The following is a 19,056-nucleotide window of genomic DNA, read 5'->3' on the forward strand; positions in this document are numbered from 1 at the left end:
CGGCCCCCGACACGCCAGCCTAGCCAGGGGGCGGCGCACCCGCGCGGGCTGGCCGCACGGGTGCGGCCGGCCGTCCTCAGCCGACCCCGCCGATGGCGGACCCGGTCAGCGGCGGACCCGGTCAGCGGCGGACCCGGTCAGCCGTGGAGCCGGGCGGCGGAGGTGCCCAGCCCGGTCGGACCCGCCGGTACCGCGACCGGTACGGCGACCGGCGTCACCGCCTCCGCGCCACCGGCCGGCGCCTCCGCCCGGGCCCGCACCGCACCCGCGAGGTCCCGCTCGGCGCCGAAGTGCCGCTCCAGGTCCGCGGTGCCGTACCGACGGCACTCCCGGTGCCAGTTCAGTACGCCCGCGAGCCAGTTCTCCAGCTCGGCCACGTACCCGCCGAGCAGTGCCCGGTCCTCCGCCGACAGCCCGAAGTCCTGGTACATCACCGGGAGTTCGTTCCGCGCGACGTGCTGGAACTGCTCCAGCCGGGAGTGCATCAGGTCGTCGACGATCCGGACCGCCGACGGGTAGTCGCAGTTGAAGAACGTCTGCACCACCAGCACCAGGTTGTGCAGCTCGCCCTCGTACTCGACCTCCTTCTGGTACGAGAACAGGTCGTTGACCATGCAGCCGTAGTCCATCGCGGAGTTCTCCAGCGCGCGCATCGAACCGTGCCGGTGGATCTCCTCGGGCACGGTCCAGCCGTGGCCGAGGCGGGCGAGCAGGGTGGTGAGCTCGGAGCCGAAGGTGGAGCGGCGCATCTCCAGGTAGTCCACCGGGTCGGGGACCCGGTTCTGGATCCGGTTGGCGAGCTCCCAGATCCAGCTCGTCGTCATCGCCTCGACCGCCTCGCGCAGCCGGCCCCGGTTCTCGTCGGTCAGCGGTCCGGCGGTGCGCTCCCAGAGGTCTGCGAGGCCGCGCTCCAGCGCGTTCACCGGCTCGGCCGTCGGGCTGCCGTCCAACGGCATGAACAGCACCAGTCGCGCGTTGGCGGCCTTGGCTCCGGCCAGGTCGCGGGTGCGGCCGAAGACCGCCGGGTAGTAGTCGTCGGCGTAGGTGACCCACGCCAACCAGGCCGAGGAGAGGTCGAGTTGGCCGGCGGTGGCGTCCGGTTGGAGGCCGGCCGCGCAGAGCGCGAGGTCGTGGTCGCGGATCGACGCGGCGTCCCAGATCCCGGATCCGGGCACGTCGGGGTGGGCGGCCAACAGCCCGACCCGTTCGGCCCACTCGACCACCCGCTCCCGCGCACCGTCCAGGTGCGGGCTCAGGCTCAGCTCGAACGGCAGTCGGAACTCCGGCAGCAGGGAGGGCCCGACGGCCTGGAACGGCACGTGCGCGTGCGCCCGCGACCGCCGCACGGCGGGGGCCACCGCGGCCCCGGCGTTCGCGGCGCCCTTGCGCAGGATGTCCAGGGCCGAGGTGCCGATCCCCCCGATCGCGTACCGGTCCCACCAATTTCCGCCGCCGGAAGGCCCGGAGAGCCCCGGAAGCCCCGGCAGCCCTCCGCCCCCCGTCCCCGGCGGCACGTCACCGTCCGAACCGCCCGAACCGGCCGCCGCACCACCGCCGTTCATGTACCGGCTGGACCGCATGTGCCACTCGTGCCCGCCGGACTGCCAGTCCTGCAGCCCCTTGACGTACGCCGTCACCCTGGCCCGGCCCGCCGCGTCCAGCCCGGTCTCCGCGAACAGCACCGGCAGTTCGGTGAACACGGTGTTCTCGAACTGCTGCAGCCGCGAGGTGAGCAGGTCGTTGACCGCCTCCGCGGCCTCCTGGGTGGAGCACTCCAGGAAACGCTCCAACACCAGGATGCCGTTGCTCAGTTCACCTTCGTCCTCGACCTCGCGCTGGTACGAGAAGATGTCGTTGCGCAGGTGCACGGCGTCCGAGAAGGCGTCCATCAGCACCCGCAGCGCGCGCGAGCCGGACACCTCCTTCGGCACCTCGGCCCCGGCCGCGTACTCGACCAACTGCGCGGACCAGGGCGCCCCGCCGACCTTGCGCCGCATCTCGATGTACTCGACCGGGTTGGCGATCCGGCCGGCGTCGATGTTGGCCAGCTCCCACAGCGACTCGTCCAGCAGGTTGCGGGTGCTCTCCGCGAACCGGACCCGCCAGTCCTCCCCCATCGCCGGCACGGTGCGCCGCCACAGGTCGGCCAGCCCCGCCTCGACCGGGTTCTCCGGCTCGGGCATCGGGGTGGCCGGGTCGGCGGGCATGAACAGCGGCAGCCGGTCGAGGTGCGCCTTGCCGGCCTCGCGGTCGTTGGTGCGCTTGAACATGTCCAGGAAGTGGTCGTCGAAGAAGAACACCCACACATACCAGTCGGTCACCAGGGACAGCGCCTCGGCCGACGCGTCGGGGTGGGTGTACGCGCAGAGCAGCCCGTAGTCATGGGCGTCCAGGTCGGCCCGGTCCCAGACCCCGGACCCCTCCAGCATCCCCATCTCCCGTGCCCAGCGCGAGGAATGCTCCCGGGCCTCCGCCAGATGCGGGTTGAGGCGCGCCGGGTGCGGCACGTAGAAGGACGGCAGTTCGAACGGCTGGCTCACGGCGGTCGGGCCTTTCTGGACGCGTCGATTGGGACCAAGAATGGCCTGCCTCCACCCCGACGCACCGTCACAACCCAAACAGTCATATGAGATGACCCACCCGCTCGAACCCCCGCCCGAACCCCCTCCCGACGTCCGCCCGACGTCCGCGCGCCGCCCCTCCAGCGAGGCGGAATCCTTCGACCGCGAGCACTGGAACCGGTGCGGGCGGCGGTCGTTGGCGGACCCTACCGCCCGGCGTTCCACCCTCAGGTCCACCCGTCGATCCGTCGATCACCCCCGGTCGCAATCGATCGCATTCGGCCGGACACCGCACCGACCCGGAACACCCCACGCCGCCGGCCGCCACGGACAAAATTGTTTCCGCCGCCCCTCCCGAACGCCCCCAACAACCGCTCCGCCAACGAACAAAGCAGGCCTGGCAAGGGCTGGAACACCAAGACTTCCCCAGCTACGGGCGTGTTGACCAGGTCCGTCCACGCCCCGTCCTCCAGACTGGGCGCCGACCGACGTCAACTCCGAGGAGGGCACACCTCATGAACGTCACCGTCCGGCTCGCCCAGCAGCCCGAGGCCGACGAACTGCTCGGACGGAGTGCGCTCGCCGCGCTCGTCGGCATGCTGCTGGACCAACAGGTGCCGATGGAATGGGCGTTCACCGGCCCGCTGACCATCGCCCAACGCCTCGGCCGCAAGGACCTCGACGCCCACGAGATCGCGACCTACAACCCGGAGAAGTTCGTCGCGCTGCTCTCCGCGAAGCCGGCCGTGCACCGCTACCCGGCGGCGATGGCCAAACGCGTGCAGCAACTCTGCCAGTTCCTGGTCGCGCAGTACGAGGGCGAGGCCGCCGCGCTGTGGAAGGACGCCCGCAGCGGCAAGGAGCTGCTCAGCCGCCTCAACGCCCTTCCCGGCTTCGGGAAGCAGAAGTCGCAGATCTTCCTGGCGCTGCTCGGCAAGCAGTACGGGGTGCGGCCGGAGGGCTGGCGCGAGGCGGCCGGCGCGTACGGCGAGGAGGGCGCACACCGCTCGGTCGCGGACATCACCGGGCCCGAATCCCTCACCCTGGTACGGGAGTTCAAGCAGGAGACGAAGCGCGCGGCGAAGGAGGCCAAGGCCGCCGCCAAGCCCCGCACCACCACCCGGTCCGCCACCGCGGGCCTCACCGGCGCCCGTTGACCCCACCGGCGCCCCCCTGTTCGGGTCCGGGCGCCCGGTCCCCGGCATGCGGCGAGGGCCTCGGTCGCGCTGCGCGACCGAGGCCCTCGAACACCGGACGGCCCTCAGAGCAGCACGGGCGCCTGCTCCTTGTCGCCCGCCACGGCGTCCGAAGAATCCGAAGACTCAGAGGACTCCCAGGACTCCGAAGGCTCCGAATCCCCCGCAGCAGCCGCGGCCCGCTCGCGCGGCAGCGCGAACATCAGCAGGAACACCGCCAGCAGCACGCCCGTGACCCACCACATCGCGTGCACGAAGGCCCCGCCGAAAGCCGTCCCCAGCGCGTCCGGCGCGACCACGTCGTCCATCGCCCCGAAGAAGGCGACCGACACCAGCCCGAGTCCGAGCGCGTTGCCGACCTGCTGCACGGTGTTGATCAGCCCCGAGGCCGACCCGGCGTGCCGGCGCGGCACCTCGGACAGCACCGCGTCGGTGATCGGCGCGACGATCAGCCCCATCCCGAGGCCCATCACCACCAGCGGCAGCGCCATCTGCCAGGACGTGATCGCCGTGCCGTACCGGTGCGCCTCCCAGATGTAGGTGAGCACGCCCGCTGCCATCACCAGCGCGCCGGCCTGGAGCACCTTCCGCCCGAACCGGGGCACCAGCTTCTGCACGGACAGACCGGCCGCCGTGGAGACGGCGATCGAGAACGGTATGCCGGTGGCACCGGCCTTGAGCGGGCTCCAGCCCAGCCCGATCTGCATGTAGAGGGTCCAGACCAGGAAGAAGATGCCGAGCGCGACGCCGAAGGCCAGCTGCACGCAGATGCCGGCCGCGAAGCTCTTCACCCGGAACAGCGAGAGCTCGACCAGCGGCGAGCCGTCCCGCCGCGTCTTGACCTTCTCGTACGCGACGAACAGCACGAACACGGGCAGGCTGCCGGCCATCGACAGGTAGCCCCAGAGCGGCCAGCCGGCCTCCCGTCCGTGGGTGAGCGGGTAGATCAGCATCAGCAGGCCGAGGCTGGCGAGGGCCATGCCGACCAGGTCCAGCTTGAGCGCCTGCTCGGCCTTGGACTCGTCGATGAAGCGGCGGCCGAGCAGCAGGCCGGCGATGCCGACCGGCAGGTTGATCAGGAAGATCGGCCGCCACTCCAGCCCCAGCAGGTTCCACTCGGTGAGCAGCGCGCCGATCATCGGACCGGACACCGCGCCCAGCCCGACCACCGCGCCGAACATCCCGAACACCTTGCCGCGCTCCTCCGCCGGGAAGGTCGCGTGGATGATCGACAGCACCTGCGGCACCATGAGGGCCGCCGTGCCGCCCTGGAGGATCCGCATCGCGACCAGCATCTCCGGGCCGGAGGCCAGCCCGCACAGCGCGGAGGCCAGCGTGAAGCCGCCGATCCCCAGCAGGAACACCCGCTTGCGGCCGTGGATGTCGCCGAGCCGCCCGCCGGTGATCAGGCCGATCGCGAAGGCCAGCGCATAGCCGCCGGTGACCCACTGGATGGCGCTGAACGAGGCGCCGGTGTCCTGCTGGATGCTCGGGATGGCGATGTTGACGATGGTGACGTCCACCAGGTCCATGAAGGAGGCGACCATCACGATCGCCAGCGCGATCCACCTCCGCCGGTCGGCTCCCGCCGTAGTCATGCCGTTCTCCTCGCTGGTCCGCTGCTTCTGCACCCGGAGAACGGTACGGGGCATATAGGTCAGGACCTGTCCCAGTTGGTCCGGCATGCTGGACGGCATGACCGACACCCCGGCCCGGCTGCTGAACCTGCTCTCCCTGCTGCAGACCCCGCGCGAGTGGCCCGGCAGCGAACTCGCCGAACGGCTCGGCGTCAGCCCGCGCACCATCCGCCGCGACGTCGACCGGCTGCGCGACCTCGGCTACCCGGTGCAGGCCACCATGGGTGCGGTCGGCGGCTACCGGCTGGTCGCGGGCACCGCGATGCCGCCGCTGCTGCTGGACGACGAGGAGGCGGTGGCCATCGCGGTCGGCCTGCGGGCGGCCGCCGGGCACGCCGTGGTCGGCATCGAGGAGGCCTCGGTACGGGCGCTCGGCAAACTGCTCCAGGTGCTGCCCGGCCGACTGCGGCACCGGGTCGGCACCCTCAACAACGCCACCGTGCCGCTGCTCACCGGGGACGGCCCGACCGTCGACCCGGAGCTCCTCACCCTGCTGGCCGGCGCCGTCACCAACCACGAGCGGCTGCGCTTCGCCTACCGGGCCCGCGACGGCGCCGAGACCCGCCGCAACGTCGAACCCGAGCGCCTGGTCTCCACCGGCCGCCGCTGGTACCTGATCGGCTACGACCTGGACCGCGAGGACTGGCGGCTCTTCCGGGTCGACCGGATCACCGAGCCCTTCGCCACCGGCGCCCGCTTCACCCCGCGCCCGCTCCCGGCCGAGGACGCCGCCACCTTCGTGGCCAACCGGCTGCGCCGCTCGCCGACCCGCTCCATGGTCGCCACCGTCCACCGCCCCGCCGCCGAGGTCGACGGCTGGATGCCCTGGACCGGCGAGTACGAGATCGAGCCGATCGACGACCACAGCTGCCGGCTGCGCGCCCGCGCGGACTCGGTGAAGTGGATGGCCGCCGGACTGCTCATGCTGGACTGCGACTTCGAGGTCCACGAACCCCCGGAGCTGCGCGAACACCTGCGCACGGTGGCGACGAGGGCCCGGCACGCCGCGGCGAGCGACGGCCGGGCCCCCGCCGAACCGGCCGGGCCATCGGAAAGGGTCAGACCCCGTACTCGCCGGTCAGCAGCGCCCGACCCAGGGTGTGGAAGGTGAGGTTGAAGCCCACCTGGGCCGCCGGGGTGTCGGCGGTGACGTCCAGCTTCTCCACGTCCAGCGCGTGCACCGCGAACACGTACCGGTGCGGGGCGCCGGGCGGCGGGGCGGCACCGTCGTACTTGTTGCCGGGGAAGTCGGTGCGCCCGTGGAAGGAGGCCGCGCCCGGCAGGGTGTCGTCGGACGAACCGGCGCCGCGCGGCAGTTCGACGGTGTCGGCGGGCAGGTTCAGGGCCAGCCAGTGCCACCAGCCGGAGCCGGTCGGCGCGTCCGGGTCGTAGCAGGTGACGGCGATGCCCCGGGTGCCCTCCGGCAGGTCCGACCAGGCCAGCTGCGGCGAGAGGTTGCCACCGGCGTGGATGAACTCCTCGCCCAGCGTGCCGCCTTCGGCGAAGTCCCGGCTGCTCAACGGGAAGGACGGCACCTGCGGCAGGAACTCGTACGGCAACGGCGGACGAACACTCATGGGGTGCACCTCTCACGGTCGGAATGACACCGGTCACTGTAGTTGGGGCGACCGGTCACCGCCCGGGGGTGCACGTCCGGCCCGGACGCCCCTTACAGTCGGAGCCATGGCCTCGACATTCGCCCGGTTGCTCTCGGACTCCCGCCGCGCGCTGTTCACCATGCTCGGGATCCAGGCCGTCATCTGGTCCGTGCAGGTGGTGAACTGGCTGGACGACTACGACCTGTCCCGGGAGTACGGCCTGCGCGCGAATCGGGTGGACGACCTGCCCGAGATGTTCACCATGCCGTTCCTGCACTTCAGTTGGGACCACATCGTGGCCAACTCCTGGCCGCTGTTCGTGCTCGGCTTCCTGGCCGCCTACCGGGGCATGCGGAAGTTCCTGCTGGCCAGCCTGGTGATCACGGTCTCCGGCGGGCTGCTGGTCTGGCTGCTGGAGAGCCCGAACACCGTGACGGCCGGGGCGAGCGGCATGGTCTACGGCTACCTCGGTTACGTGGTGCTGCGCGGGGTCCTCGACCGCAACGTGCTGGACGCGGTCGTCGGCCTGGGCGTCGCCGCGGTCTACTGGACGATCCTGATCGGCGTGCTGCCGATCGCCCACGGCGTCAGCTGGCTGGGCCACCTCGGCGGACTGATCGGCGGACTGGCCGCCGCCGTCCTGCTCCGCGACCCGAAGACGGCGAAGACGGCGGACACGGTGCGGCCGGCGCCCGCACCCGCCCCGACCCCCAGCCTGGGCAGCCCGAACGCCGCCCTGCTCAAGGAGCTCGACGACCTGGGCCTCTAGGTCCGTCCGAGCAGGCCGACCGGGCGAGCCAGGTATAGACCATTCCCACCCCTGCGGCTAGCGTGAACGACGCACCTTCCCCCAGCTCCGGAGCCGCACCGTGGAGTCGTCCGTCCTCGCCTTCGCCACCGACCTGCTCGACGAGGGCGCCGACACCTTCTTCGGCAACCTCACCGACCGGGCCGGCGTCGGCGGCGTCACCCTGGCCTCCGTCTACCACGAGGCCCGCGACGTCTTCCCGCACAACCCCCGCCGGGTGATCCGCTACCTGGAGCCCGGTGCCGCCTACTTCCGCCCGGACCCGGCCCGCTGGGCCGGCCTCCGGCTCGCCCCGGCGCCGTCCGGCGCGATCGGCGACCGCGACCCCTTCGCCGAGGCCGCCGCCGAGGCCGGCCGCCGGGGTCTGAAGCTGCACGCCTGGACGGTGTTCTGCCACAACGACCGGCTCGGCTTCGCCCACCCCGACTGCGCCCCGGCGAACGCCTTCGGCGACCGCCACCTCACCGAGCTCTGCCCGGCCCACCCGGAGGTCCGCGAGTACGCGCTGACCCTGGTCGAGGAGCTGGCCCGGTACGGCGTGGACGCGATCCGCGCCGAGTCCCTGCACTTCCACGGCCTGCGCCACGGCTACCACCACGAGCGCTACTTCGAGGAGCTGGGCCCGATCACCGAGGCCCTGCTCGGCGTCTGCTTCTGCCCGCACTGCCGCGCCGCCGCCGACCGCGCGGGCGTCCCGGCCGACGGGGTCGCCGAGGCGGTCCGGACCGAACTGCGCCGCCGCCTCGCCGACGAGACCGCCGCCGCCGAGCCCGCCGACCTGAGCACCCTGGCCGACGGCGCCTTCGCCGCCTACCTGGACGCCTCCGCCGCCACCGTCACCGCGCTCACCGCCGACCTCACCGAACAGGCCCACCGGCACGGCCTGCGGCTGAGCTTCATGGACGGCGGCGGCCCCGGCAAGGGCTGGCTCTCCGGCATCGACCTGCCCGCCCTCGTCGGGGCCACCGACCAGATCGAGACCCTCGGCTACGCGAAGACCCCGGAGGCCGTCCGGGAGAAGCTCGCCGCCTTCGCCCTGCACGGCGTCCGCCCGGAGCGGATGGCGGTCATCCTGCGCCCGATGGCCTCGGACTGCGACGGCCCGGAGAACCTCGCCGCCAAGATCGCCGTGCTGCGTGAACTCGGCGTCCCCGAGGTCGAGTTCTACAACTACGGGCTGATGCGACTGTCCTCGCTCGACCGGATCGGCGCCGCCCTCAGCGGCTGAGCCGCGTCCGCCGTCCGCATCACCGCCGCCCGCGTCACCGCCGCCGCTTGGACGTCCCGAACAGGCTGCGCGAGATCTCCTGCCCGAGCTGCTTCCCGGCCGAGCGGGCGAAGGACTTCACGGTCGGGTTGCTGAGCAGCGACCCCAGCAGCCCGCCCGCCCCCTTCGGCTCCTCCCGTCGAGGCGTCGGCTCCCGCCGAGGCGCCGGCTCCCGCTGCGGCGCCGGGGGCTCGACCGGCACGGCGTCCGGCCGGGGCGCCCGCGCCGCCAGCTTCTCGTACGCCGACTCCCGGTCGATCGCGTCCCGGTAGCGCGCCGTCAGCGGCGAGGCGTCCACGGCCGCCTGCAGCGCGCCCGCCTCGATCGGCCCCATCAGCGACTGCGGCGCCCGCAGCCGGGTGGCCGCCACCGGCGTCGGCGCGCCCTTCTCGGAGAGCACGGTCACCACGGCCTCGCCGGTCCCCAGGGAGGTGAGCACCGCGCTGAGGTCGTAGGAGGACCGCGGGAAGGTCGAGACGGTGGCCTTGAGCGCCTTGGCGTCGTCCGGGGTGAAGGCGCGCAGCGCGTGCTGCACCCGGTTGCCCAACTGGGCGAGCACCTCGGCCGGGACGTCCCGCGGCGTCTGGGTCACGAAGAAGATCCCGACGGCCTTGGAGCGGATCAGCCGCACGGTCTGGGTGATCGCCTCCAGGAAGGCCTTGGAGCCGCCCTTGAACAGCAGGTGCGCCTCGTCGAAGAAGAACACCAGCTTGGGCCGGTCGAGGTCACCGACCTCGGGCAGCTCCTGGTACAGGTCGGCGAGCAGCCACATCAGGAAGGTGGAGAACAGCCGCGGCCGGTCCTGGACGGCGGGCAGTTCCAGCACCGAGACCACGCCCCGGCCGTCCGGGGTGGTCCGCAGCAGTTCGGCGGTGTCGAACTCGGGCTCGCCGAAGAAGGCCCCGGCGCCCTCGTTCTCCAGCACGGTCAGCGCCCGCAGGATCACCCCGGCGGTGGCGGCGGAGAGGCCGCCGATGGTGCGCAGTTCCTCCTTGCCCTCGGGCGAGGTGAGGTGGCCGATGACGGCGGTGAGGTCCTTGAGGTCGTAGAGCTCCAGGCCCTGGCGGTCGGCGTAGTGGAAGACCAGGCTGAGCGAGGACTCCTGGGTCTCGTTCAGGTCCAGCACCTTGGCGAGCAGCAGCGGCCCGAAGCTGGTGACGGTGGCCCGGATCGGGATGCCTGTGCCCTGTCCGCCGAGCGAGTAGAACTCGACCGGGCAGCCCTGCGGCGTCCACTGCTGCCCGACCTCGGCGGCCCGGGCCGAGGTCCGGTCGCTGGGGGCGCCGGGCGCGCCGATGCCGGAGACGTCCCCCTTGATGTCGGCGAGGAACACCGGCACGCCCTGCGCGGAGAGCTGTTCGGCGATCAGCTGGAGGGTCTTGGTCTTCCCGGTGCCGGTGGCCCCGGCGACCAGTCCGTGCCGGTTGAGCACCGCGAGCGGGATGCGCACCTGGGCGTCGGGGTAGGCGGTGCCGTCCAGCAGCACCGCACCGAGGTCGAGCGCGGGCCCGGTGAAGGCGTACCCGTCGGCGATCTCCCGGACGGTCGGCGGGGTGAGGGCGGAGTCCATCGGTGCACGCTCCTGAAACGGATCGCCGGACGGGATCGGCGAACGGGATCGCCGGACGGGATCGGCGGTCGGACGCCGGTCCTGAACCCGGCCGGGACCGGCCGATGTTCACGACATTTCCCATCAAACAGCCGCAATCGCCCACCCGCAGCTCGCACCCGTGCGCGTGGCGGCGCACCGGCTGCTGCGCCACGCACCGTCCGAACGGTAGGCTTTCCGTGTGATCTTCAAGCGCATCGGCAATGGGCGGCCGTACCCGGATCACGGCCGGATGAGCACCCGACAGTGGGCTGACGTCGCCCCACGCCCGGTGCGGCTCGACCAGCTGGTGACCACCAAGGGCCAGCTCGACCTGGAAACCCTGTTGGCGGAGGACTCGACCTTCTACGGGGACCTCTTCGCCCACGTGGTCAAGTGGCACGGCGACCTCTACCTGGAGGACGGGCTGCACCGGGCCGTACGGGCCGCGCTGCAGCAGCGCCAGGTGCTGCACGCCCGTGTCCTCGAAATGGACTGACGGTCGCACCGGACGCCTTCGGACCCAGCCGGACGACCCCCGGATGTCCCCCGGACCGCTCCCCGCCACCCGGCGGAGGGCGGTCCCGGCGTACCCGGGTACCTCCTTTCGGGTACCGGGGTACTCCAGATGATGATCGTTTAGTACCTTCACAGCTGTCCGGCACTACGCTGCTGACTACGGCCGCGACCAGGGGATCCGCCCGCACCTGGGGGATTTCCCTGCCCGGCCCTCCCGTCACTCCGACCCCGCCCCGGCACGAGGGGGAGACAGACCGTGAGCATGTTGACTCCCCAAGGCCTCAAGGGGAAGCAGTACCGCGTCACCGGCAACGCCTACCCGCGGCTGGGCCGCCCCCCGAAGAAGAGCCGCAAGGTGATCGCCGCACTCGCGGCCGTGCTCGCCCTGGCCCTGATCGGCCTCGGCGGCGTGCAGCTGTACGACATCTTCCGCGGCAAGGACAAGAACGCCGCCGCCCAGGCCTGCGCCGCCCCGTCCGGCAAGGCGCTGGCCGCCCCGACCCCGGGCGCCACCCCGGGCGCCCCCGCGGCCTCCGGCGCGCCCGCCGCCGCGGTCGACCCGCACGCGGTGCCGCAGCCCTCGGCCGTCACGGTGAACGTCTACAACGCCACCACCAAGGCCGGCCTGGCCGGGCGGACCGCCGACGAGCTGAAGAAGCGCGGCTTCACGATCGGCAAGGTCGGCAACGCGCCCGCCGAGCTGGACAAGAAGGTGCCCGGCACCGCCCAGGTGATCGCCGGCCCGACCGGCGCCGCCGCCGGCACCCTGGTCGGCGCGCAAATCGCCGGAGCCACCGTCACCGCCGACGCCCGCGCGGACACCAGCGTGGACTTCGTGATCGGCGACAGCTACAACGCCCTGCTGGACGAGACCCAGGCGGCCGCCGCCCTCGCCCTGGCGATCAAGCCCTCGCCCGCCCCGAGCACCACCGGCAGCTGCTAGGTCCGGTCCGGCCGCCGGAACAGGGCAAGCCGGAACAGGACAAGAGGAGAGCCCCCGGCAGACGCAGCGCCGGGGGCTCTCGGACGTTCTCGGGGGAAGGGTGATCAGCCGGCCGTGCCGTACAGCCGGTCGCCCGCGTCGCCCAGGCCGGGGACGATGTAGCCGTTCTCGTTCAGCCGCTCGTCCAGCGCGGCGGTGACCACGGTGACCGGCAGGTCGGCCAGCTCGCGCCGGACCACCTCGACGCCCTCCGGCGCCGCCAGCAGCACGACCGCGGTGACGTCGGTGGCACCGCGCTCGATCAGCGTCTTGATCGCGGCGACCAGGGTGCCGCCGGTGGCCAGCATCGGGTCGAGCACGTAGACCTGGCGGCCGGACAGGTCGTCGGGCATCCGGGTGGCGTACGTGGAGGCCTCCAGGGTCTCCTCGTTGCGCACCATGCCGAGGAAGCCGACCTCGGCGGTCGGCAGCAGACGGGTCATCCCGTCGAGCATGCCGAGACCGGCCCGCAGGATCGGGACGACCAGCGGACGCGGGTAGCTGAGCCGGGTGCCGAGCGTGACCGCCACGGGGGTGGTGATCTCCACCTCGTCGGTGCGGACGTCCCGGGTGGCCTCGTAGGCGAGGAGGGTCACCAGCTCGTCGGTCAGGCGACGGAAGGTCGGCGAGTCGGTGCGCTCGTCGCGCAGGGTGGAGAGCTTGTGGGCGACCAGGGGGTGGTCGACGACGTGGAGACGCATGTACCGAGGTTAGCCCGGTCCTGGACGCCTGTACGACACGCCGTGCCAGGCCGCCCACCGGCCGCTGTCATCTTTCGGTGACACGCCGTGACAGTCGGGGAATGTCCGGACGGAACCGTTTGCTGTGGTATCAACCCGGCCGTTCTGGGAATGTCACGTCTTATGACGAGCAACCCGAAGGCCGGGGACGGCTCGGCGGACGAGCCCGTCGACGGGGCGGCCCTCCGCGCCGGGCCTCCGCAGGACCCCCCGGAGACCGAGTCGGACCGCCGCAAGCGGCGGGCCGTCTTCCTGCGTGAGCTCGCCGAGGCCCGTGAGCTCAGGGAGCGGGTCCAGCCCCGGCGGACCAAGGAGCGGCGGATGCGCGAGGCGATGCGGATGCGGACCTTCCGGATCTGACCGGCTCCGACCCGCCCGGTGCCGACCCGGCACCACCGCACCCCGACACCACCGCACCCTGGCCCCGTCAAGACCCCGCAGCGAATCCGACAGGCGTTCGGGACAAAATTCGACCGGCGCCGGACGGCCCCGACCCGGTTCCGCCGTCCGCCACCCGGCCCTTCCGACACGACCTGCAAAGACGCGCTGCCGAACACCCCCCGCGAGGGCGGGCTTTCTGTCACGATTCCGATGGGACGGTCCGAACAAGCGGACCGCCTCTGGCGCGGGGGCGGCCAGAGTTCCGCGTCGCCCGAGCGCGCCGACAGCCGAGACCGATGATCTTGGGAGTGTCCCTGGTGGCGTACTTCGCTGCAGTGCTTGCTCGCACCGAGGACGGGTGGGATGTGAGCGAGACGGAACTCGACGACGTCGAAACCCTGGCCGATCTGGCCGACCTGGCCCGCGGCGCCGCACAGGACGACGACAGCGTCCTGATCTTCATCGAACAGGAGGACTCCTGGTTCGCCATCGTCCGGGTGGACGGTGAGGACGACCCGCGGATCTTCGTGTCGGACGGCGCCGCCGCCGCCCGCAGCTCCTACGGCTCCGTCCTCACCGACGAGCTGGTCGACCAGGCCGGCGAGAGCGAGTTCGGCGACCTCGACCACCTGCTGGACGAGGACGCGGAGACCGAGGAGCAGGACGAGGAGGACGCGGACGCCCACGGCAGCGTCCCGGTCGGCCCGCTGGGCGACGCCCACCTGCTCACCGAGTTCGGCCTGGCCGCCGACGAACTGCTCGGCCTCAGCGGCGAGGGCGCGGTGCCGGGCGACGCCCTGGAGGAGATCGCCGAGGCCCTGGGCTGCGGCGAGGTCCTGGAAGCGGTCCGGTAGCGGCACCGCTCGCACCGGTGTCCGCCACCGGATGCCCGACACTGGATGCCATGCAGCCCGCATCCACCCCGCTGACCGTCCCGCACGTCCCCCCGCTGCCCGCCCCCGTCCGCCCCGACCCGGTCCGCGACCGCTGGGCGGCGCCGATGCGCCTCGCCATCGCCGAGGCCGCCCTGGCGCCGGCCACCGGGGACGTCCCGGTCGGGGCGCTCGTCCTGGGCCCGGACGGCGAGGTGATCGGGCGCGGCCACAACGAGCGCGAGGCGGTCGGCGACCCGACCGCGCACGCCGAGGTGGTCGCGATCCGGCAGGCGGCCGAGAAGACCGGCGAATGGCGGCTCAGCGGCTGCACCCTGGTGGTCACCCTGGAGCCCTGCACGATGTGCGCCGGCGCCATCGTGCTGTCCCGGATCGACCGGGTGGTCTACGGCGCCCTCGACGAGAAGGCCGGCGCGGCCGGCTCGCTCTTCGACGTGATGCGCGACCGCCGGCTCAACCACCGGCCCGAGGTGATCTGGGGCGTGCTCGCCGAGGAGTGCGGCGCACAGCTGCGCGCCTTCTTCGACACCCACCGCTGAGACCCCGGCGACGGCCCTCCCGATACGGATTTCGTGACCGCGCCACCCGTCCGGTAGAGTTCCCCTCGGTAGCGTGTCCGAGCGGCCAAAGGAGCACGCCTCGAAAGCGTGTGTGGGGGCAACTCCACCGTGGGTTCGAATCCCACCGCTACCGCCAGCAAGCCCGAGAGCCCGTCCGATCCGGACGGGCTCTCGGCGTTTCCGCGCACCCCCGGCGCGTCCCCGACGCACCGTCGAAGGCTTGCGGGACACCGCGGACCCGACCCCGGGCACGAAAGAGGCCCCGTACTCCGGGCCGATGACCACCGTGCCCGGCTCGTACGGAGCCTTGGAGGGGGAGCGGCTCGGGGGACTGACCGCTCCCCCGTCGAAGTCCCACAACCGGCGCCGCGTGGGGGGAAGCCGCGACGACCGGTCCCACAGCGGGGACTCCGGATCCACCTGCCGGGGATTCCTGCCAGATCCTCGGCACGTGTTCCATCCTGCCGCCCGGGCCTCCGCGGGGCATCCGGAGAAAGACCCCACTCGCGGGGACCTTCGTCCCGCCGGGCGAACGCGTCGCACACTTGATAGCCCGTCCGGTGGATAAGCTGCCGTGCAGGGCCGCTCGGGGACCCGGATGACGGCGGCCCACCGCAGGGAGGAAGGTCACGATGGCGCAGGCGAAGAAGATCGGCATGGCCCTCCTGCTCATCTTCGTGCTCTACTCGATCATCACCTCACCGGCCCGGTCCGCCGAACTCGTCCAGCTGGGCTTCGAGGGCATCTCGAACGCGGCCAAGGCGGTCGGCACCTTCATGACCGGTCTGATCAAGTAAGGAGCGGCAATCGTGATCCGCCATCTGGTCCTGTTCAAGCTCAACGAGGGCGTCGCCAAGGACGAGCCGCGCGTGCTCGCCGGCGCCAAGGCGTTCGCCGAGCTGGGCTCGCTCATCCCCGAGCTGCGCGAGTGGGAGTCCGGCTGGAACACCACCGAGCGCGACATCGCGTACGACTACGCGATCAACAGCCTGGTCGAGGACGGTACCGCCCTCCAGGCGTACCTGACCCACCCCGCGCACCAGGCGGCGGCCGGCCAGTGGCGCGAGTTCGCGACCTGGGTGATCGCCGACATCGAGGTCTGAGCGACCCGCCCCCCTCGCGGCCGTCCCCCGGACGGCCCGCGCCCGCCCCGTCCGACTCCCGGGCGGGGCGTCTTGGTCCGCCCGGGAACGACCCTTGCGGCGCCTCGCCGACCGGCCGCCCGCGGCCCGCGCACCCCATCAACACACCTCCACCGGGTGCTTGCCCGACCTGCGCCCACCTTGTGATGCTATGACCGGTTTTGCCGGACATGGCGAGGTGCGAACCAGCCGCGACACCCGATCCGCAGGGCCCGCCGTTGTCGACTTTGGGAGGGGTGACGTGTCCGTGGACGAGGTGTTGGCTGCGATCATCAGCCCGGCAGGCGAGCTCCGCCCGGACGGACTGCGCGGCCCCGGCGGCCGGCCCGTCGTGGACGTCAGGACGCTCACCCGGGTGCTCTTCGAGCGGCTCTCCGAGCTGCCTCCGGACGCCCCCGAGCGGGAGCGGGTCCGGGCCGCCCTGATCGAGGTGAACATCCCGCTGGTCCGCTACGCGGCCACCCGCTTCCGCAGCCGCAGCGAACCGATGGAGGACGTCGTCCAGGTCGGCACCATCGGCCTGATCAACGCGATCGACCGCTTCGACCCGACCCGGGGCGTCCAGTTCCCCACCTACGCGCTGCCGACCATCCTGGGCGAGATCAAGCGCTACTTCCGGGACAACGTGCGCACCATGCACGTCCCGCGCCGCCTCCAGGAGCTGTGGGTCCAGGTCAGCGGCGCCATGGAGGAACTGACGGTGCTGCACGGCCGGGCCCCCAAGGTGCCCGAGATCGCCGCCAGCCTGCGGATCCCCGAGGAGGACGTCCGGGCCTGCCTGGACGCCGGGCGGGCCTACAACGCGGCCTCCCTGGAGGCCGCCCAGGAGCACGAGGGCGGCCTCGCCCTGCTGGACCGGCTCGGCTACGAGGACGCCGCGCTGGCCGAGGTCGAGCACCGCGACATGGTCCGCCACCTGCTGGTCCAACTCCCCGAGCGGGAGCGACGGATCGTGATGCTGCGGTTCTTCGCCAACCTCACCCAGTCGCAGATCAGCACCGAGCTGGGGATGTCCCAGATGCACGTCTCCCGGCTGCTCTCCCGGATCCTGACCAGGCTTCGGACCGGCAACTCCTGGGAAGAGTGAGGTTGCAGCGCGTTACCCCCGCGTGACATCTTGCGACGCTCGGGTTTGGCGTGCACCGTGTTCCGGTATGGAGGGGGTTGGGCCTCCGCCGGGAACCTCCGCGCGAAGGCCCCCGTTCAATTGTCAGTCACAAGGGGGTGGGTGCATGTCCGGAGAGCTGGGCACTGCGGAGATCCACGCTGGTCAGGCCAAGGGTACGGCGGTCGCCGAGGACCGGATCCCGCTCCAGCGGGCCACGTCGCTCGAACGGCCCGACACCGGGACACCCGGCCAGGGGGCGCCCGGCCAGGGGACACCCGGCCCGGGAGCGTCCGCCGGGGCACCGCCCGGCGCCGGGCTGGACACCCGGACGCTCTCCCGCTCGCTGTTCCTGCGGCTGGCCGCGCTGGAGCCCGGCAGCGCGGAGCACACCTATGTCCGCGACACCCTGATCGAGCTCAACCTGCCGCTGGTCCGGTACGCCTCGGCGCGCTTCCGCAGCCGCAACGAGCCGATGGAGGACATCGTCCAGGTCGGCACCATCGGCCTGATCAAGGCGATCGACCGCTTCGACCCGGAGCGCGGGGTGGAGTTCCCCACCTTCGCGATGCCCACCGTGGTCGGCGAGATCAAGCGCTTCTTCCGGGACACCAGCTGGTCGGTCCGGGTGCCCCGGCGGCTCCAGGAACTTCGGCTGGCGCTCACCAAGGCCGGTGACGAACTCTCCCAACGGCTGGACCGCTCCCCCACCGTGGCCGAGCTGGCCGTCTGCCTCGGGGTCAGCGAGGAGGACGTGGTCGAGGGCCTCGCGGTGGGCAACGCCTACACCGCCAGCTCGCTGGACTCCAGCCCCGGCGAGGAGGACAGCGAGGGCCCGCTGGCCGAGCGCCTCGGCTACGAGGACCTCGCGCTGGAGGGCGTGGAGTACCGGGAGTCGCTGAAGCCGCTGCTGGCCAAACTTCCGCCGCGCGAGCGACGGATCATCATGCTGCGGTTCTTCGGCAACCTCACCCAGTCGCAGATCGGCGAGGAGATCGGGATCTCCCAGATGCACGTCTCCCGGCTGCTCACCCGGACGCTGACCCAGCTCCGCGCCGGGCTGATCAACGAGGGCTGATCAACGAGGGCCGACCGCCGCCCGGCTCAACTGCCGTCGTCCGCCAGGAGGTTGGCGCGCAGTCCGGCCAGCACCCGCTCGTCCAGACCGAGCCCCTCCCGCCAGAACGTGTCGAAGCCGTCCCAGCCGGCCTCGACCTCCGCGAAGGCCGCGTCCAGGTAGTCGCGGTCGGCCCGGAAGACCGGCAGGAGGAGCTCGGGCTCGCGCATCAGGCCGCGGCCGCGGAAGTCCGCCAGCACCCGGTCGACCACCGGGGCGGCGCGCTCGTTGGTGAGCAGGTAGTCGGCGAGCACGGTCGCGCGGTCCACGCCCAGGGCGGTCAGCACCAGCGCCGCCGCCCAGCCGGTGCGGTCCTTGCCGGCCGAGCAGTGGAACAGCAGCGGCACACCGTCCGGATCGGCCAGCAGCCGCAGCAGGGCGGCGAATTGCTCCCGAGCCACCGGGTCGGTGACGAACCAGCGGTAGAGACCGGTCATCATGGCGGCCGCCCGGCCGTCCCCGAGCAGCTCGCGCTGGCGGTCCGGGCTGCGCTCGGCCAGCGCGCCGCGCAGTGTCAGGTGGATGTCGAAGTCTGTTGCCAGCAGCGGGAGGTGGTGGGTGGACACGCCGTCCGGCAGCCGGTCCGGACCGGCCTCGCGGATCTCCTCGGGGCTGCGCAGGTCGACCACCGCGCGCAGTCCGAGCGCGCCCAGCGGGTCGAGGTCCTCGGCCGTGACGTGGTTCAGGCCATCGCTGCGGAGCACCGCTCCGGCGCGGACCGCCCGGCCGTCGGCCGTCCGGTACCCGCCCAGGTCCCGGGCGTTGACCGCACCGCGCAGACCGAGACTGCGCCCGACCAGGACCGTTCCGTCCGCCGCCGGGAAGGCATTCCGCAGGCCCCTGATTCGCTCGGACGCGATCTGACGATCGGCCACTCGTGCGCCTCCATTGCATATTCGGACTGTCACATGGCACAGCGGTGCCCGATATTGCATGAACCTGCCCATTGGTGCGGCAGGATG

General features: G+C 72.3%; 19 protein-coding genes and 1 tRNA gene. 14 read left to right on the plus strand and 6 right to left on the minus strand.

Annotated elements, in window-relative coordinates; genetic code table 11:
- Positions 1-137: 137 nt before the first annotated feature.
- Positions 138-2,540, minus strand: coding sequence for a terpene synthase family protein (locus ABTZ03_RS36185; protein WP_350517426.1), 2,403 nt, complete (start codon positions 2,538-2,540; stop codon positions 138-140).
- 536 nt (positions 2,541-3,076) lie between these two features.
- Here ABTZ03_RS36185 and ABTZ03_RS36190 point away from each other — a divergent pair.
- Positions 3,077-3,718, plus strand: a complete 642-nt coding sequence (locus ABTZ03_RS36190) for an HhH-GPD-type base excision DNA repair protein (protein ID WP_350517427.1) — start codon at positions 3,077-3,079, stop codon at positions 3,716-3,718.
- A 104-nt stretch (positions 3,719-3,822) separates the two neighbouring features.
- Here the strand turns inward: ABTZ03_RS36190 and ABTZ03_RS36195 are convergent, their stop codons facing one another.
- Positions 3,823-5,355, minus strand: coding sequence for an MFS transporter (locus ABTZ03_RS36195; RefSeq protein WP_350517450.1), 1,533 nt, complete (start codon positions 5,353-5,355; stop codon positions 3,823-3,825).
- 97 nt (positions 5,356-5,452) lie between these two features.
- Between ABTZ03_RS36195 and ABTZ03_RS36200 the strand changes: the two genes are divergently transcribed.
- Complete coding sequence (locus ABTZ03_RS36200) at positions 5,453-6,505, plus strand: helix-turn-helix transcriptional regulator (protein WP_350517428.1); 1,053 nt, start codon at positions 5,453-5,455, stop codon at positions 6,503-6,505.
- On the opposite strand, the gene ABTZ03_RS36205 is transcribed toward ABTZ03_RS36200, so the two are convergent.
- Positions 6,453-6,971, minus strand: a complete 519-nt coding sequence (locus ABTZ03_RS36205) for a YbhB/YbcL family Raf kinase inhibitor-like protein (RefSeq protein WP_350517429.1) — start codon at positions 6,969-6,971, stop codon at positions 6,453-6,455. The two genes, ABTZ03_RS36200 and ABTZ03_RS36205, sit on opposite strands and share 53 nt — an antisense overlap.
- Before the next feature lie 106 nt (positions 6,972-7,077).
- Between ABTZ03_RS36205 and ABTZ03_RS36210 the strand changes: the two genes are divergently transcribed.
- Together ABTZ03_RS36210 and ABTZ03_RS36215 are read left to right on the plus strand one after the other, a co-directional pair.
- Positions 7,078-7,761 (plus strand): rhomboid family intramembrane serine protease, encoded by a 684-nt coding sequence (locus tag ABTZ03_RS36210; protein WP_350517430.1) that lies wholly within the window; start codon positions 7,078-7,080, stop codon positions 7,759-7,761.
- Between the two features lie 100 nt (positions 7,762-7,861).
- Positions 7,862-9,028: a hypothetical protein gene (locus tag ABTZ03_RS36215; protein WP_350517431.1), complete on the plus strand. Its 1,167-nt coding sequence runs from the start codon at positions 7,862-7,864 to the stop codon at positions 9,026-9,028.
- Positions 9,029-9,062: 34 nt separating this feature from the next.
- On the opposite strand, the gene ABTZ03_RS36220 is transcribed toward ABTZ03_RS36215, so the two are convergent.
- The gene (locus ABTZ03_RS36220; protein ID WP_350517432.1) at positions 9,063-10,637 is read right to left on the minus strand and encodes a helicase HerA-like domain-containing protein; all 1,575 of its coding nucleotides are present in this window, start codon (positions 10,635-10,637) and stop codon (positions 9,063-9,065) included.
- Positions 10,638-10,857: 220 nt separating this feature from the next.
- On the opposite strand from ABTZ03_RS36220, the gene ABTZ03_RS36225 reads away from it, so the two are divergent.
- Both ABTZ03_RS36225 and ABTZ03_RS36230 read left to right on the plus strand, forming a co-directional pair.
- Positions 10,858-11,154 carry a type II toxin-antitoxin system VapB family antitoxin gene (locus tag ABTZ03_RS36225; protein WP_350517433.1) on the plus strand — a complete coding sequence of 99 codons (297 nt, stop codon included), beginning with the start codon at positions 10,858-10,860 and terminating at the stop codon, positions 11,152-11,154.
- 282 nt (positions 11,155-11,436) lie between these two features.
- Positions 11,437-12,117, plus strand: coding sequence for a LytR C-terminal domain-containing protein (locus ABTZ03_RS36230; RefSeq protein WP_350517451.1), 681 nt, complete (start codon positions 11,437-11,439; stop codon positions 12,115-12,117).
- A gap of 104 nt (positions 12,118-12,221) precedes the next feature.
- On the opposite strand, the gene upp is transcribed toward ABTZ03_RS36230, so the two are convergent.
- Positions 12,222-12,857, minus strand: coding sequence for a uracil phosphoribosyltransferase (gene upp, locus ABTZ03_RS36235; RefSeq protein WP_350517434.1), 636 nt, complete (start codon positions 12,855-12,857; stop codon positions 12,222-12,224).
- Between the two features lie 162 nt (positions 12,858-13,019).
- Here upp and ABTZ03_RS36240 point away from each other — a divergent pair, with 162 nt between their 5' ends.
- From ABTZ03_RS36240 to ABTZ03_RS36275, 8 genes are all read left to right on the plus strand, one after another.
- On the plus strand, positions 13,020-13,256 hold the full coding sequence (locus tag ABTZ03_RS36240; protein ID WP_350517435.1) for a hypothetical protein: 237 nt from the start codon (positions 13,020-13,022) through the stop codon (positions 13,254-13,256).
- Between the two features lie 317 nt (positions 13,257-13,573).
- Positions 13,574-14,131, plus strand: coding sequence for a tRNA adenosine deaminase-associated protein (locus ABTZ03_RS36245; protein ID WP_350517436.1), 558 nt, complete (start codon positions 13,574-13,576; stop codon positions 14,129-14,131).
- Between the two features lie 50 nt (positions 14,132-14,181).
- Positions 14,182-14,709, plus strand: a complete 528-nt coding sequence (tadA, locus tag ABTZ03_RS36250) for a tRNA adenosine(34) deaminase TadA (RefSeq protein ID WP_350517437.1) — start codon at positions 14,182-14,184, stop codon at positions 14,707-14,709.
- Between the two features lie 67 nt (positions 14,710-14,776).
- Positions 14,777-14,866 (plus strand) — tRNA-Ser (locus tag ABTZ03_RS36255).
- Positions 14,867-15,362: 496 nt separating this feature from the next.
- On the plus strand, positions 15,363-15,527 hold the full coding sequence (locus ABTZ03_RS36260) for a hypothetical protein (RefSeq protein WP_188304848.1): 165 nt from the start codon (positions 15,363-15,365) through the stop codon (positions 15,525-15,527).
- 12 nt (positions 15,528-15,539) lie between these two features.
- A complete protein-coding gene (locus tag ABTZ03_RS36265) occupies positions 15,540-15,833 on the plus strand; it encodes a Dabb family protein (protein ID WP_350517438.1) in 294 nt (97 codons plus the stop codon).
- A gap of 190 nt (positions 15,834-16,023) precedes the next feature.
- Positions 16,024-16,959 carry an RNA polymerase sigma factor SigF gene (locus tag ABTZ03_RS36270; protein ID WP_400928172.1) on the plus strand — a complete coding sequence of 312 codons (936 nt, stop codon included), beginning with the start codon at positions 16,024-16,026 and terminating at the stop codon, positions 16,957-16,959.
- 145 nt (positions 16,960-17,104) lie between these two features.
- Positions 17,105-18,055, plus strand: a complete 951-nt coding sequence (locus ABTZ03_RS36275; RefSeq protein ID WP_350517439.1) for an RNA polymerase sigma factor SigF — start codon at positions 17,105-17,107, stop codon at positions 18,053-18,055.
- Between the two features lie 26 nt (positions 18,056-18,081).
- Here the strand turns inward: ABTZ03_RS36275 and ABTZ03_RS36280 are convergent, their stop codons facing one another.
- Complete coding sequence (locus tag ABTZ03_RS36280; protein WP_350517440.1) at positions 18,082-18,969, minus strand: tyrosine-protein phosphatase; 888 nt, start codon at positions 18,967-18,969, stop codon at positions 18,082-18,084.
- Positions 18,970-19,056 lie beyond the last annotated feature (87 nt).

Source organism: Kitasatospora sp. NPDC096077 (genome assembly GCF_040303245.1).
Taxonomy (GTDB): domain Bacteria; phylum Actinomycetota; class Actinomycetes; order Streptomycetales; family Streptomycetaceae; genus Kitasatospora.

What these genes read in the sequence shown, in the direction of transcription:
- ABTZ03_RS36190 (WP_350517427.1), top strand. Translation starts at nt 3,077, where the DNA reads ATGAACGTCACCGTCCGGCTCGCCCAGCAGCCCGAGGCCGACGAACTG.
- ABTZ03_RS36195 (WP_350517450.1), bottom strand. Translation starts at nt 5,355, where the DNA reads ATGACTACGGCGGGAGCCGACCGGCGGAGGTGGATCGCGCTGGCGATC.
- ABTZ03_RS36230 (WP_350517451.1), top strand. Translation starts at nt 11,437, where the DNA reads ATGTTGACTCCCCAAGGCCTCAAGGGGAAGCAGTACCGCGTCACCGGC.
- ABTZ03_RS36205 (WP_350517429.1), bottom strand. Translation starts at nt 6,971, where the DNA reads ATGAGTGTTCGTCCGCCGTTGCCGTACGAGTTCCTGCCGCAGGTGCCG.
- ABTZ03_RS36245 (WP_350517436.1), top strand. Translation starts at nt 13,574, where the DNA reads ATGATCTTGGGAGTGTCCCTGGTGGCGTACTTCGCTGCAGTGCTTGCT.
- ABTZ03_RS36220 (WP_350517432.1), bottom strand. Translation starts at nt 10,637, where the DNA reads ATGGACTCCGCCCTCACCCCGCCGACCGTCCGGGAGATCGCCGACGGG.
- upp (WP_350517434.1), bottom strand. Translation starts at nt 12,857, where the DNA reads ATGCGTCTCCACGTCGTCGACCACCCCCTGGTCGCCCACAAGCTCTCC.
- ABTZ03_RS36240 (WP_350517435.1), top strand. Translation starts at nt 13,020, where the DNA reads ATGACGAGCAACCCGAAGGCCGGGGACGGCTCGGCGGACGAGCCCGTC.
- ABTZ03_RS36200 (WP_350517428.1), top strand. Translation starts at nt 5,453, where the DNA reads ATGACCGACACCCCGGCCCGGCTGCTGAACCTGCTCTCCCTGCTGCAG.
- ABTZ03_RS36270 (WP_400928172.1), top strand. Translation starts at nt 16,024, where the DNA reads ATGACCGGTTTTGCCGGACATGGCGAGGTGCGAACCAGCCGCGACACC.
- tadA (WP_350517437.1), top strand. Translation starts at nt 14,182, where the DNA reads ATGCAGCCCGCATCCACCCCGCTGACCGTCCCGCACGTCCCCCCGCTG.
- ABTZ03_RS36275 (WP_350517439.1), top strand. Translation starts at nt 17,105, where the DNA reads ATGTCCGGAGAGCTGGGCACTGCGGAGATCCACGCTGGTCAGGCCAAG.
- ABTZ03_RS36210 (WP_350517430.1), top strand. Translation starts at nt 7,078, where the DNA reads ATGGCCTCGACATTCGCCCGGTTGCTCTCGGACTCCCGCCGCGCGCTG.
- ABTZ03_RS36260 (WP_188304848.1), top strand. Translation starts at nt 15,363, where the DNA reads ATGGCGCAGGCGAAGAAGATCGGCATGGCCCTCCTGCTCATCTTCGTG.